The organism is Paraburkholderia fungorum (assembly GCF_046027215.1).
Lineage (GTDB): Bacteria > Pseudomonadota > Gammaproteobacteria > Burkholderiales > Burkholderiaceae > Paraburkholderia > Paraburkholderia fungorum_D.
This window is the reverse complement of record NZ_JAQQEN010000002.1, coordinates 1562349-1576083: the sequence shown is the minus strand read 5'-3', so window position 1 is coordinate 1576083 and position 13735 is coordinate 1562349. Positions and strand designations below refer to the sequence as shown.

10 protein-coding genes and 1 pseudogene are annotated in these 13735 nt (G+C 61.4%); 7 read left to right on the top strand and 4 right to left on the bottom strand.

Annotated elements, in window-relative coordinates; translation table 11 throughout:
- The first annotated feature begins 12 nt into the window (after positions 1 to 12).
- Both PQR27_RS27560 and PQR27_RS27555 read left to right on the top strand, forming a co-directional pair.
- Positions 13 to 768 (top strand): DeoR/GlpR family DNA-binding transcription regulator, encoded by a 756-nt coding sequence (locus PQR27_RS27560; protein WP_408526763.1) that lies wholly within the window; start codon positions 13 to 15, stop codon positions 766 to 768.
- 238 nt (positions 769 to 1006) lie between these two features.
- Positions 1007 to 1261 (top strand): annotated as a pseudogene (locus tag PQR27_RS27555) (molybdopterin cofactor-binding domain-containing protein); the annotation flags it as partial.
- Between the two features lie 96 nt (positions 1262 to 1357).
- Here the strand turns inward: PQR27_RS27555 and PQR27_RS27550 are convergent.
- From PQR27_RS27550 to PQR27_RS27540, 3 genes are all read right to left on the bottom strand, one after another.
- Complete coding sequence (locus PQR27_RS27550) at positions 1358 to 1507, bottom strand: hypothetical protein (protein ID WP_408526762.1); 150 nt, start codon at positions 1505 to 1507, stop codon at positions 1358 to 1360.
- Positions 1508 to 2305: 798 nt separating this feature from the next.
- Positions 2306 to 2731, bottom strand: a complete 426-nt coding sequence (locus tag PQR27_RS27545) for an organic hydroperoxide resistance protein (protein WP_408526761.1) — start codon at positions 2729 to 2731, stop codon at positions 2306 to 2308.
- Between the two features lie 175 nt (positions 2732 to 2906).
- Positions 2907 to 4619: a thiamine pyrophosphate-dependent enzyme gene (locus PQR27_RS27540; protein WP_408526760.1), complete on the bottom strand. Its 1713-nt coding sequence runs from the start codon at positions 4617 to 4619 to the stop codon at positions 2907 to 2909.
- A 938-nt stretch (positions 4620 to 5557) separates the two neighbouring features.
- Here PQR27_RS27540 and PQR27_RS27535 point away from each other — a divergent pair.
- On the top strand, positions 5558 to 5959 hold the full coding sequence (locus tag PQR27_RS27535) for a phasin family protein (protein WP_408526759.1): 402 nt from the start codon (positions 5558 to 5560) through the stop codon (positions 5957 to 5959).
- Between the two features lie 86 nt (positions 5960 to 6045).
- Entirely contained in the window at positions 6046 to 7776 is a 1731-nt protein-coding gene (gene phaC / locus PQR27_RS27530) for a class I poly(R)-hydroxyalkanoic acid synthase (protein WP_408526758.1), read from the top strand.
- A gap of 1344 nt (positions 7777 to 9120) precedes the next feature.
- On the opposite strand, the gene PQR27_RS27525 is transcribed toward phaC, so the two are convergent.
- Positions 9121 to 9939 (bottom strand): DNA-binding transcriptional regulator, encoded by an 819-nt coding sequence (locus PQR27_RS27525; RefSeq protein ID WP_408528318.1) that lies wholly within the window; start codon positions 9937 to 9939, stop codon positions 9121 to 9123.
- A gap of 213 nt (positions 9940 to 10152) precedes the next feature.
- On the opposite strand from PQR27_RS27525, the gene PQR27_RS27520 reads away from it, so the two are divergent.
- From PQR27_RS27520 to mhpD, 3 genes are read left to right on the top strand one after another with little or no spacing between them, the layout of a single operon-like run.
- Positions 10153 to 11991 (top strand): bifunctional 3-(3-hydroxy-phenyl)propionate/3-hydroxycinnamic acid hydroxylase, encoded by a 1839-nt coding sequence (locus PQR27_RS27520; protein ID WP_408526757.1) that lies wholly within the window; start codon positions 10153 to 10155, stop codon positions 11989 to 11991.
- A 1-nt stretch (position 11992) separates the two neighbouring features.
- Positions 11993 to 12955, top strand: a complete 963-nt coding sequence (locus PQR27_RS27515; protein WP_408526756.1) for a 3-carboxyethylcatechol 2,3-dioxygenase — start codon at positions 11993 to 11995, stop codon at positions 12953 to 12955.
- Positions 12945 to 13733 carry a 2-keto-4-pentenoate hydratase gene (gene mhpD, locus PQR27_RS27510; protein ID WP_408526755.1) on the top strand — a complete coding sequence of 263 codons (789 nt, stop codon included), beginning with the start codon at positions 12945 to 12947 and terminating at the stop codon, positions 13731 to 13733. The genes PQR27_RS27515 and mhpD overlap by 11 nt, the downstream gene beginning before the upstream one ends.
- The last annotated feature ends 2 nt before the right edge of the window (positions 13734 to 13735 follow it).

Sequence of the window (13735 nt, the reverse complement as noted above, 5' to 3'; positions counted from 1 at the left end):
GGGACCTTGACCGTGCTCACCTCGCAAAGAAAACAGCTGATCCTCGAAGCACTCGAACGTGACGGGCAGGTGATCGCCAGGACTTTGAGCGTCGAATTCGAGGTGTCGGAGGACACCATTCGCCGGGATCTGCGCGAACTGGCCGCAGAAGGCCAGCTTCAGCGCGTGCATGGCGGCGCCTTGCCGTCGTCGCCGGCGGCAGTGGATTTTGCGGGGCGCGAGCGCATCGAATCGGTGTCGAAAGTGGCGGTCGGCCGTGCGGCGGCGGGCTTGATCGCGCCTGGTCAGATCGTATTCGTCGACGGCGGCACGACCGCGGTGCAACTGGCGCGCCATCTGCCGCGCGATCTGCGGGCGACGATCGTCACGCATAGTCCGAGCGTCGTCGTCGAACTTGCGGGGCATACGGAACTCGAGGTGATCATGATCGGCGGGCGCCTGTTCAGGCATTCCATGGTGAACGTCGGCGCAGCGGCGATCGAAGCACTCAGTCACATTCGCGCCGATCTGTATTTCATGGGCGTGACCGGCGTGCATCCGCAAGCCGGCCTGAGCACCGGCGATATGGAGGAGGCCTACATGAAGCGCGCGTTCGCTGAGCGCGCGGCGGAAACCGTGGTGCTAGCGTCGGCGGAAAAACTCAATGCGGCCTCGGCATACAGGATCGCGGACGTGACGGCGGCGAGCACGCTCGTCGTTGAACGTAACACCCCAGAGGCGCTCGCCGCACCGTTCGAGGCGTTGGGCATCGTCATCCTGCGCGCGTAGCGCGGTATATGAAACGCCGCAATAGCCTTTCATATGCGAGCCGTTATTCGCGAGATAGTGGACAAGAATTGACGCACCCTGCGTTTAATCGGCGCGACAATCGCGGCCCTTGCCCTCTGTAGGGCAGGGAAAAGGGCAACTCACGGTAGTTCAAGGTCAATCAGATCGACTGCGGCAGAGCCGGTATGGCCGCACGTCGCCGGTATGCCCGGGCGCAGGCGCCCGTGGTCCGAACACCTCCCGCTACGAACAGTTCCAGACCTCGCTGAAACGCCACGCATTCAGAATGAACTACCGCATCGCGGTGGATAAGAACACGGGTCTGCTGCAGTCGTTCAAGGCCGAGATGGAAGCGAACGGCGGCGGCCGCTGCAACGTCTCGCCCTCGGTGGCGATGGTCGGCGCAACGGCTGCGCAGTCGATCTACTACTTTCCAAAGAACGATCTGTCCGCCGTGGCGGTGGCGTTGCGCGCGATCGACGCCGGTTCGGCGCCCCCTGCCGGTATTGTTACCGATGGCGAATAACGTCCCGTATTTGCCGTGAGCGCCGGATCTTGATTGTCGAAGATAGGCGAAACAGATCGCTGATTACTTGCGACGATAAGCTTCGACGACGATCTCGCAGTTCTGGAGGTGCAGTTCCAACGCCCGATTCCATTCTCGACGCGCGACCACCGTTGCGTTGCGCAGCCACGAACCAAAAGAGGCAATAACTGAGGTTTGAGCGATGGTTTTCATAGCGGGCATCCGAGTAATTGACTAAGGGAATACCCTAATAATTCTCTTTTTATGTTGCAGTGCCACCTGTGCGCCGGGTCGCGAGGCTATCTTCGTCATCGCCAAGCTCGTCGCGATGGCACGAAGCAGTGGATGGCTGCGTACTGATCACCTCGTCGAATCTTCGCGGATCTGGCTGAGGGCAGACGGAACTCGGTGTGACTGGGATCGTCTCGCGATCGCGGGTGCTGCGGCTCAACTGGGCCCGGGTGTTCTCGCGGCATTCAAGCTCGACACGTAGCGGTCACGGGTGCCGCTGTTCCTCGATAACTGGATGTTGACTACCGCTCGCCGACCCTGTGTGACATCCGCCCAGGTTTGCGCTCATTTTCTGGCGCAGAGATAAGCCACGCGGGCTCATGGGCGACCAAAAAACGTCGAACGATCGCGCGATCGTGTACTTTTTTTGTCGTTGCTCGGCCACGTGCGATGTGACGTGTTGAATCGACGGTGACTTTCGGTTTCGGCCAGTTGCGGCCGTTCGTCACCACGTTGAGCATGCGGTTTGATGGTCCGCTAACGCCTTCGAACCGGCCATTGCAAACTCCACTGCTCGGGCAACTGCATTGAGTCGTATTGCCGACTGGACGCCGCCGGAGCCGGCAATATTAGTTACCAAACCACTTGGGAGAAACGCGACCATTGCGCCGCCAATCCCTGCAAAAGGCCAGCAAACAGAAGGATTGCGGCGGATATGCGCAGCTTCGGGCGACACTGCATCCGCTGCTTGCACTTGAACAGCGTGTGATGACGCGCGGATCAGACCAGCGTTAGCTTGACGTCGATGTTGTTGCGCGTCGCGTTCGAGTAAGGACAGACGACATGCGCCTTGTCGATCAGAGCTTGCGCCTGCGATCGGTCCATGCCCGGCAGCGAGATTTTCAGTTCGACTTCAATGCCGAACCCATTGGGGATCCGTCCGATCCCAACACTTCCGGCGATGGCCACATCCTTCGGCAAGGCGATCTTGTCGCGAGAGCTGACGGTCTTCAGCGCACCGATGAAGCACGCGCTATACCCCGCAGCGAAGAGTTGTTCGGGGTTCGTGCCGTCGCCGCCTCCGCCGCCGAGTTCCTTCGGTATGGTTAGTTTGAGATCAAGGTTGCTCGCGGGATCCGTCGCACGTCCGTCGCGCCCGCCGGTGACGTGCGCATGCGCACGGTATAAGACTTTTTCAATTGTCATTCTGGATTCCTTCGCGTATCAGGGTGGTCGCGGGGAAGTCGTTTTAATCCATGCATTTGCCGGGTGGCAACTCAACTCCCCCACGCATGGGATCAAATTGGCAGGGCGGAAAGCAGCCCCGCCGTCAAGACAGCGTCGGCGCAACGCTTACTTTCCGTAGGCAAATCGCGCCAGTTCAAACGAAGTTTTCCCGCACCATTTCCAGCACATCCGCCCCACGGCCGTTGAGTATCGCGCGAACGGAGTACAGCGCCATGCCGATCGCGGGCTTTGCTTCAAAGAAAGGCGGTTTGACCAGTTCCAGCGGGTTGACAACGACATTAAGAAGCGCGGGGCCGGGTTGGGACAGCCACTCTTGCACGGCCGTTGGAAGCTCAGAGGCGTTTCGAACCGTTTTCCCCCAAAGGCCAATCGCAGCAGCCACTTTGCCGAAGTCCGGATTCTTCAGGCGCGTGAAAGTGTCGAGCATGCCCTCCGACTTCTGTTCGATTTCCACAAAGCCCAGCTTGCTGTTGTCGAATACGACGATCTTGATCGGCAAGTCTTCCTGGATCGTGGTGAGGAGTTCGCCGAAGAGCATGGAAAGGCCACCGTCTCCGCACATGGCGATCACCTGACGCTCGGGACACGCCTTTTGTAGTCCCAATGCACTCGGGAGGGCGGTCGCCATGGTGCCGTGCAGAAGGCTACCGAAGATCTGGCGTTTGCCATTGACCTCAAGCAGGCGAATTGCCCACACCACCGGCGTGCCATCGTCCGCGCAAAAGAGCGCATCGTCGGCGGCATATTGGTTGATCACCGACGCCAGATATGAGCCGGGGATGGTGTCGTTGTGTCCGGGCACGAGTTGCTTTCTTGCCGATGCCATGGTCTCGGCGTATCGCTTGACGTATTTCTCCTGGAACGAAGCGTCGTCCTTCTGCTCCAGGTGCGGCAGCAACGCCTGCAGCGTAGGTTGAATGTCGCCGACTGCACCCAGGGTGACATGATGTCGCCGCCCCAAATGCGTCGGGTCGATATCGATCTGAATAATCCTGGCCTCGTCGGGGTAGAACTGACGCCATGCAAAATCGGCGCCCAGCAGCAACAGCGTGTCGCATTCGAGCAGGGCGTTGTAGCCGGCTTCGTTCCCCAGGATGCCCGTCATGCCAATGTTGTAGGGATTGTCCGGCTCGAGAAAGCACTTTCCCCGAGAGGTGTGGGCGACTGGTGCCTTGAGCCGGTCAGCCACCGCCATGATTTCGTCGAGTGCCCCCTCGCAGCCGGACCCCGCATAAATTGCGATCTTTTTGCCGGCGTTGAGAGTTCGCGCGATCTCGTCGATCTCCGCATCGCTCGGCCGGATGATCGGGCGACTATGATGAACACGATAAGGAAAATCTTCTTTCACTTCGCCATGCGACACGTCGACCGGCACGATCAGCACTGCGACGCCTCGCCTGGCCAAGGCGGCCTGGCAAGCCATCACCGCTTTTTTCCTGGCCTGTTCGGGCGTCAGGATCATTTCGCAGAATACCGAGCATTCCTTGAAGATCGACTTGAAGTCCACCTCCTGGATGAACTCAAACCCCATCTCCCTCATCGCCACCTGACTTGCGATCAGGACGACAGGAGCGCGATTGCGATTGGCTTCATACAATCCGTTGATGAAATGCAAGCTGCCTGGACCGCAGCTACCCGCACATGCCGTCAGGTTGTTCGTGTACAGCGCCTCCGTGCCCGCCGCAAAGGCACCCGCTTCTTCGTGGCGAACGCTGACCCAATCGATGGAGCTGCGCTCCAGGTTCTCAGCAAACAGATTTAACGTGTCGCCCACGATGCCGTAGCAACGCTTGACTCCCGCCTGTTCGAGAACTTCGACAATGATTTCTGCAACTTTCATGCCCATGTACGTCTCCGAGATGTGAGGTAATAGGGAGAGAAAAAGCCCTGGGGATAGCAGCTTTGGTCGGCACGCCGCGGACGGTTACCTGCACCGCGGCTGCCGTCAGGCGACCGTGCGCGAGCCTGCGTCCGGCATGATCGAACGCGAGCGCCGCGCATTTAAGAAGCTTCGAAGCAGACGGCATCAACGTGCGTAAACAGCGTGGCGACACATGTCCCGGCGCGTCGACTGCGAACGAGGGAATCGACCGGACGTGTCCGTGAAAGCGGCACGAACCGGCTCCGCCGTGTGTCGGCCGCGCGATGCGCGGGCAACAGCGCGCGAACAGGCCGGAGCATTGAACGCTCACCGAACTGGGGTTTGCTTCAGAAGCCGATCTTGCCCCGATGATAGTGAGCAGCGGGAAGGGCCGCTATTACATGAAGCTGTAGTCCGCCCCGTGTACGAGGAGCTGGTCGAGCTCACGCGTCCGGCGGGTTTGGCCGACACTTTCCCGCCGTAGCGTCAGCGCGAACGACCGCCTGACCTCTGGAAGCGCCGTTGAGACCTGGCTAGTCCCACTGGCCGAAGAGGGGCGACAAGAGGCGGTCGCGCCTACCCGGCAGCGACCATTTACGATCCCAACGAAGGGCTCACAATAGGTATTCTTATCTTGATGGCGGTATGACCATCTCTGGATACTGGGGTCCGTACGCCTTGGAGGTTTGCGTCGATATCTAGAGCGCTAGGTTCGACGGGGCGATGCTATGCACACCTTGGTGACACTGAAGGAACTGATTCGCAAAAGCGGGCAGCGTGTCGACGACCGTATGCGCAGTGCAAAAAAGATGGCAATCGATGACGATGCGCTCGTGATCCCACGTCAGGGAGTGCCCGCCCGGAGTGAGTGTAGGTAACTAACTCCATACGTAGCTTACCGAACAATCCAGGAGAAGACAGTCATGGCTGATCAAACAAATCCCTTTGGTGATCTGACGAAGATGCTCGAACAGTTCAAGGTGCCGGGCGTCGATATGTCCGCGTTGGTCGCGTCGCGCAAGAAGGACATTGAGGCGATCGTGGAAGCGAACAAGTCCGCTTACGACGCGATGCAGGCGTTTGCCCGCAAGCAGACCGAGATGTTGACCCAGGCGATGCAGGACATTCAGGCAGCCACCAGTGCGGGCGCGGCGGACCCGGGCAAACACGCTGAGGTGGCGCGTAATGCGTGGCTGAAGGCAGTCGAAGATGTAAAGGATCTGGCAGAAATCGCGCGCAAGTCGCAACTGGCGGCAACGGCGAGCCTCACCAAACGCGCGAATGAACATGCGGAAGAGATCAAGCAGATGCTGCAGCGCAAATAGCCGGCGCGCCTTGGCCCGTCGCGCGACTGGTACGTTGTCATCGCGGGACGGGCAGCAACGTTTAATCATCACTCTCAGGAGGCAGCATGGCCGCACCATTCAACATGCCGGACGAGTTCGTCCAAGGCTTCTTTAAATCGGGGCAGACGCTGCTGCAAGCCTACACCGGCGTAGCTAGCAAGATCGGCGAAGTGCCTTCGACCCCCGCCAGGATGCCGGCGCTCGCACTGGCAGAAGCACAGGCGCATTACTGGCAGCAGCAGATGGCGCTGTACATGGGCATGGTGACGAGCGCGATGGGGCAAAAGCCCACGCCCGCCGTCGAACCCGAACGCGGCGACCGCCGCTTCAGTGCCGATGCCTGGCGCGAGAATCCGTGGTACAGCGTGCTCAAGCAGACTTACCTGCTCAACTCGCGTCTGCTCAACGACATGGTCGAGGCTGCGGGCGTCGGCGAGAATGACAAGCACAAGCTGCGTTTCTACGCCCGCCAGTTCATCGATTCGATGAGCCCCGCCAACTTCGCCGCGACCAATCCCGAAGCGATGAAGACCGCGATCGAGACGCAGGGCGAAAGCATGCGCGCGGGCTTTGCGAACCTGCTCGGAGACCTGAAGCGCGGACGCATCTCCATCACCGATGAAAGCGCGTTCGAAGTTGGGCGCAATGTGGCGGTATCGAAGGGATCTGTGGTCTTCGAGAACGAGCTTTTCCAGTTGATCCAGTATGCGCCGCTCACGGATAAAGTCGCCGAGCGGCCGCTTGTGATTGTGCCGCCCTGCATCAACAAGTTCTACATCCTCGATCTGCAGCCCGAGAACTCGTTCGTGCGCTACGCGGCCGAGCAGGGGCTGACCGTGTTCCTCGTGTCATGGCGCAACCCCGATGCGGAACTCGGCCATATCACATGGGACGACTATGTGGAAAACGGCGCGATCAAGGCGATCGAAGTCGGCCGCACGATCAGCGGTGCAGACAAAATCAACGCGGTCGGCTGGTGCGTGGGCGGCACGATCCTGTCGTCGGCGCTCGCGGTGCTGCGCGCGCGCGGCGATGAATCGGTGGCGAGCTTGACCCTGCTCACCACGATGCTCGACTTCAGCGATCCCGGTGATCTCGGCGTGTTCATCGACGAGCAGGGCGTGTCGCAGCGCGAACAGACGATCGGGCAGGGCGGCATCTATTCCGGCGGCGAACTCGGTTTCGTATTCCAGACGCTGCGCGCGAACGACCTGATCTGGCCGTATGTGGTGAACAACTATCTCAAGGGCGGCGCACCGCAGGCGTTCGACCTGCTCTACTGGAACGCCGACGGCACCAACTTGCCCGGGCCGATGTACGCCTGGTATCTGCGCAACATGTATCTGGAGAACAACCTCTGCAAGGTGGGCCGGCTTTCGATGTGCGGCACGCCGGTCGACCTTGGCAAGATCGACATGCCGAGCTATATCTTCGGCACGCAGGAAGATCACATCGTGCCGTGGAAGGGCGCTTATCAATCGACGCAACTCGTCGGCGGCGACACGCAATTCGTGCTCGGCGCGAGCGGCCATATCGCGGGCGTGATCAATCCGGCGTCGAAGAACAAGCGCAGCTACTGGAGCGACGGCACGCTCGGCGACGATCCGCAGGCGTGGCTGGAGTCGGCGAAATCGCAGCCCGGAAGCTGGTGGACACACTGGAACAACTGGCTGCAGGCGCATGCGGGCAAGCAGGTCGCAGCGCCGAAGAAGCCGGGCAACGCGAAGTACAAGCCGATCGAGCCTGCGCCTGGGCGTTATGTGAAAAAACATCCCCCGGAAGTCATGGGCGCCTGAGCGGCGCTGAGCGCTTCAAACCTCGACGACGGACGTCTAAAAGTGCAACTCTTCGCGCACTGACGCCGACGGCTAGTGTGCAGGCCCGTGATCGTGGCTTTTGATGGCTTTGCGCTCGACGTGGCTGCGAAAGCATCTCATCGCCTAGGGCGAGCCGGCCGCAGTCGGAAACGCCGCACGAACGGAAAGACGCCGCGAAGTTGACTTTACACAATTAAAGTCAGCGAAGTTTCGACACGACAGACATGACAGACGTCGACGTGTACACCGCGCGACACGTTTCAACAGGAGCAGACCGATGTCGCGCTTCGATGTCGGGGCAGTAGTCGTTGTGAAGGTTGTGGGAGTTGCAGGTCTCAAAGCCGATACTTAACCATCATCGCCGATTGTGCGGCAGGGGGACTGCGCCGCTTACAGACCTGGCAATCGGCAATATCGCGAGCTTTCGACGTTCGTTGCTGCCTGGTCTCGCCGATGACGTTCGCTTCCGGCTGGTTCCGCATCAGGCAGAAACCGGGCCAGCTACGGACGTTGGCACACGCCTTACCCCGGACGTTCGAACGTCGGCTCCGCGCCAGATCGCGGACCTTCGTGCGCGGATCATGTCAGTCGCGTCGTCGCCTGGAATGGCCATCCGGCTCGAGCTCATACAATCGCTCGCCTGCGAAACGGCGCTGGGGAATACGTCGATGACGGGGTTATCTCGCGCCGTAGAAATGACGGTACTGCCACGATGCCTGCTTCTTCAACTCGTCGTCTGGCCATGGCCCGGTGCCAAATCTGCTGACCAAAAGAGGCGTCAGGTCTATTGGGGGTGCGCCGTCGATGATCCACGCGGCAAGCGCGTTACGGCTGAATGAACTCGACTCGGCGCAACGCGGACGGCCGCGTTACGCGCGGGAAGACGTACTTCAATTTCGACGTCGACGGCAAGTAAGGACACGCGGTTTGACCGCAGGGCGCAACACGCGTGTCGAGCATCCAATGAATTCACGCTCGCGCTTGCCAGTACGTGAACACAAACCCTCCTGCGTTCGCTTCGAGAAGGCACGCGCCGCGTGCGCTTTGCGTGAAAAGATTCCTGCGCTCCTTTGGCGAGTCGCCTGCAACTCAATGGCTCATGCACTAGTCACCGTTACACAGTAGATTATCCGACTGAAGGCGAGGCGGTTCCGGATTCCGCCTCTGCTTGCTGCGAACGTCGCCTTTCGAGAATGCTGACAGGCCCTTCCGGGGTCGTACTGAGCCGACCGCGTCAGGGAGAGGTCGGCCGCTTTCGGACGTTCCGCGACCGTCCACCGACGGCCGCAATGCCTCCCGAAGTAGCCATCCAACGCGCTTATCTCACGAAGTTTTTTTCCCGGACCGGGATGCATCTTCCTCGGCTTCGAGTGCCGTCACCATCTCGTCCGCGGCCCGTTTGAGTTCGGGCACATACCGGCGCTTCGCTTCCGCAAGCGTTACTGCGCGCGACAGAAAGACCACGTTCAGGCTCGCGAGCACGCGCTCGCACGACACGATTGGAACCGCAACGGCGCCGATCTTGCTCTGAGCCGTCCAATCCCCGTGATTCGAACCGAATCCATCAGCGCGCACGCGTCGAACGAGATTGCGAACGAGCGCATCGCTGGAGGCCAGCGCCTTTTGTTCATCGCCGCCGGCACCCGAACGCAGTAAATCGAGAATGTCCTCTCGCTCGCCGTCGGGGCACAGCGCGAAATAGGCTCGGCCGGAAGCCGTCAGCAGAATGGGCAAGCGCCGGCCGACCATCGACCGATGAAACGATAGCTGACTGAACCGGTGAGTCGTCTCGCGGATGATCATGGCGTCGCCGTCGGGCGTCGTCAGGTCGGATGGCCACGCGACTCGCTGCAGCAACCGACCCATGATCGGCGGTGCGATGGTCGCGATGCGTTCGTCGTCCGTGAAGCCTTCGCTTAGTGAACGGACGTCGAGCGTCAGGCGAAAGCTGTCGTCCGACCCACTACGCCGAACGAACCCTTCTTCCACCAACGTCTCCAGCAAACGACGCACCGTCGTGCGGTGCAAGCCAATTGCGTCGCTGAGCTGCTGACTGGTGGCGCGGCCGCTCTCCATGGCATTCAGTGCACGCAGGACCTGCAGGCCGCGCGCCAGCCCCCGAACGTTCGTGTACTTCGTCACGCAGAAATATCCTTTTAAATCAGTCATGTGCATTCTATGCACATTTTCCAAATTTTGTTGAGCGGTTCAGGCGTGCTCCATAGACTGCATTAAAACCAACTATTCAAGGAGACGCGTGACGCATGTCACGCATGCGCTCCGGACTTGGACTGAACCAAAACAGTATCGGACGCGACCACGGACCCCATCCGGTTGCGAACTTAGGAGACAGACATGCATCCCGCCATCGACACGGCGACCGTCAGCGGCCGCCCCGAGATTGTGTCAACCGACATCGCCATCATCGGCGCTGGACCGGTCGGCTTGATGATCGCCAACTATCTGGGACTGCAGGGTGTACGCGTCGTGCTGATCGAAAAGCTCGACCAGATCATCGACTACCCGCGCGCTATCGGCCTCGACGATGAAGCCTTGCGTGTGTTCCAGTCGGTCGGTCTTGCGGAGGAACTGCTGCCCCATACGACGCCGGACCACTGGATGCGCTTCGTCACGCGCACGGGCCGCTGCTTCGCCTCAATCGAGCCACGCACTGACGAATTCGGCTGGTCGCGCCGCAACGCGTTCATTCAGCCGCTTGCCGACCGCATCCTGTTTCAGGGGCTGCAACGCTTCCCGCACGTACAGGTGCTGTTCGGACATACCGTATCGGGCTTTGCACAGGATGACACCGGCGTGACGATCGACGCGCAGGATGCGAGCGGCGCTATCAAGTCGATCCGCGCTGCCTACATGGTCGGCGCGGACGGCGGCAACAGCTTTGTGCGCCGCGTGCTCGACGTACCGTTCGAAGGGCGCACCAAGCCGAACCAGTGGATTGTCGTCGACGTGCGCAACGATCCAATCGGCTCACCGCATGTCTACATGCATTGCGACCCGGCGCGGCCCTATGTGTCGGCGGCGTTGCCGCACGGCATCCGGCGCTTCGAATTCATGGTCATGCCGGGGGAAACGGAAGAAGAACTCTCGAAGCCGGAGAACATGGCGGCGCTGATCCGCAAGGTGGTCGCCGATCCGGACAAGGTCGATTACATCAGGAAGCGCGTATACACGCACAACGCGCGTCTTGCCAGCACGTTCCGCGTGAAGCGCGTGCTGCTCGCGGGCGATGCCGCACACATCATGCCGGTGTGGCAGGGACAAGGCTACAACAGCGGTATCCGCGACGCGAACAATCTCGGCTGGAAGCTGGCGATGGTGGTCAAGGGTCTGGCCGGCGACAGCCTGCTCGATACGTACACGACGGAGCGGCGCGCGCACGCGCGTTCGATGATCCACTTGTCGGAGGTGGCAGGCGACATCTTCGCGCCGACGAGCAGGCTCGGCACGAAATGCCGTGACGGCTTCGTCCGGTCGCTCGGCATGGTTCCTTCGCTCAAGCGCTATTTCGTCGAGATGCGTTTCAAGCCGATGCCGCGTTATGAATCGGGCGTGGTGCTGTCGCCCGAACGCGAGCAGCGCGACGGCTTCCTCGCGCGCCTGCTCGAACGTTCCGGTCATACGGCGCTTGGCCGGATGCTCGGGCTGATGAGCGAGAAACGGGAGTCGTTGCTCGGACGTCTCGTGCACGGGCGCGAATCCGCGGCCCAGTCACCCGTAGGCCGTATGTTCATCCAGCCGCGCGTGCGTTCAATCGATGGCGCCGACTTGCGCCTCGACGATGTAATCGGCAACCGCTTCGCGATCATCGGATGGGGTTCGGACCCGACCTTCGGACTGACGCCGGAGGCACGCGAAACGTGGAAGCGAATCGGCGGATGCTTCGTGATAGCCAAGCCCGATACGCAGTTGATCTATCGCGATGACGTGCCCGCAGGCGTGATCGCCATCGGCGACGTGAGCGGCCGGCTGAAGGACTGGTTTACGCGCGTGCCGGAATCGGTCGTGCTGCTGCGCCCGGACCGCTTTGTCGCGGGCACGTGCTCGCCTCAGCAAGTGTCATCAGGCATCGAGAAACTCGCCGGCAAGCTGGGTCCGCAAACGCTCGCTTCGCCAAGCATGCATCCCGTTGACGTTGCATGCGAAGCGGCCGTCGCGATCGAAGCAGGAGCCTGATATGCCGATCCTTCTCGAATGCCTGTCTCATACCCCGTTGCACGGTTACCACGATCCCGCGCCCGAGATTGTGGCGGAAGTGGAACGCGTGCAGCACGAAGCGCGTGCGCGCGTCGAAGCCTTCGAACCCGAGTTGGTCATCGCATTCGCACCCGACCACTACAACGGATTCTTCTACGACGTGATGCCGCAGTTCTGCATCGGTATTGCGGCGACGGCCATCGGCGACTTCAACAGTCTTGCCGGCCCGCTCAACGTGCCTGAGCAGACCGCGCTCGCGCTCGCGGAGGCCGTGCTTGCGAGCGAAGTCGATGTGTCCGTGTCGTACCGCATGCAGGTGGATCACGGTTGCGCGCAAGCCCTGGACGTGCTGACCGGCGGTCTTGATCGCTACCCGGTCGTGCCGGTGTTCATCAATTCGGTGGCATCGCCGATGGCATCGTCCCGCCGCTCGCGCCTGCTCGGCGATGCGATCGGCCGCTTTCTCTCGCGCACTGCCAAGCGTGTGCTCGTGATCGGTTCCGGTGGCATCTCGCACGAACCTCCCGTGCCGGAGATCGCCGGTGCGAACGCCGAGGTCGCCGAGCGGCTGATCGCCGGGCGCAATCCGTCTGCCGAATCGCGCGAGGCGCGGCAGGCGCGCACGGTGGCGGCGGCGAAGTCTTTTACCGCTGGCGACAGCCATCTGCATCCACTCAATCCTGATTGGGACCGCGCATTTCTGGATCTGCTCGCCGCCGGCGACATCACCGCCGTCGATGGCATGACCAACTCGGCGATCACCCGCGACGGCGGCAAGTCCGCTCACGAGATTCGCACCTGGATCGCCGCGTTTGGCGCGCTTGCCGCGTACGGCTCTTATCGGGCGTCGCTCGATTACTACCGGCCTATTCCCGAATGGATTGCGGGCTTCGGCGCGATGCATGCACAACCCGAGACCCAAGGAGACTTTCATGTCCAATGAGCAAACCGTGCTTGCACTGGCCGCGCGCCTTCGCGATGCCGAATACGCAAGACAACCCGTCGCACCCGTACGCGACGAGATTCCCACCGGCGATGCCACGCTCGCGTATGCCGTGCAGCACGCCCGCGTCGGTGCGCGATGCGCCGAGGGCGAGCGCGTGGTCGGCCGCAAGATCGGTCTCACGTCGGTCGCGGTGCAACGCCAGCTTGGCGTGGACCAGCCGGACTTCGGCACGCTCTTCGCATCGATGGCCTACGGCGACAACGCCCCGATGCCGCTCCCGCGCCTGATCCAGCCGAAGGTCGAAGCGGAGATCGCGCTCGTGCTGCAGCGCGACCTCGTGCTGGAGAAGCACACGTTCGCCGACCTGATCGACGCGATCGCTTACGCGCTTGCCGCGATCGAAGTGGTCGACAGCAGGATCCGGGACTGGGACATCCGTTTCGTGGACACGGTCGCCGACAACGCATCGAGCGCAATGTTCGTGCTCGGTAGCCGTCCCGTGCCGCTCGCGGAACTCGATCTCGCAGCCTGCGCGATGACGCTCTCGCAGGACGGCGAGGTGCTTTCTCGCGGCAACGGCTCGGCATGCCTCGGCAATCCCCTCAACGCAGCCGTGTGGCTCGCCGATCGCATGGCGCAACTCGGCACGCCGCTTCGTGCCGGCGACATCGTGCTGACGGGTGCGCTCGGCCCGATGGTGGCTGTCACCGGACCCGGCACGTTCACCGCGCAAATCGACGGACTGGGCAGCGTCCGCGCCACTTTCACCGACTAGGA

Coding starts and splice junctions, on each gene's coding strand:
- PQR27_RS27550 (WP_408526762.1), bottom strand. CDS start 1,507: ATGAAAACCATCGCTCAAACCTCAGTTATTGCCTCTTTTGGTTCGTGG.
- PQR27_RS27545 (WP_408526761.1), bottom strand. CDS start 2,731: ATGACAATTGAAAAAGTCTTATACCGTGCGCATGCGCACGTCACCGGC.
- PQR27_RS27540 (WP_408526760.1), bottom strand. CDS start 4,619: ATGGGCATGAAAGTTGCAGAAATCATTGTCGAAGTTCTCGAACAGGCG.
- PQR27_RS27535 (WP_408526759.1), top strand. CDS start 5,558: ATGGCTGATCAAACAAATCCCTTTGGTGATCTGACGAAGATGCTCGAA.
- phaC (WP_408526758.1), top strand. CDS start 6,046: ATGGCCGCACCATTCAACATGCCGGACGAGTTCGTCCAAGGCTTCTTT.
- PQR27_RS27520 (WP_408526757.1), top strand. CDS start 10,153: ATGCATCCCGCCATCGACACGGCGACCGTCAGCGGCCGCCCCGAGATT.
- PQR27_RS27515 (WP_408526756.1), top strand. CDS start 11,993: ATGCCGATCCTTCTCGAATGCCTGTCTCATACCCCGTTGCACGGTTAC.
- mhpD (WP_408526755.1), top strand. CDS start 12,945: ATGTCCAATGAGCAAACCGTGCTTGCACTGGCCGCGCGCCTTCGCGAT.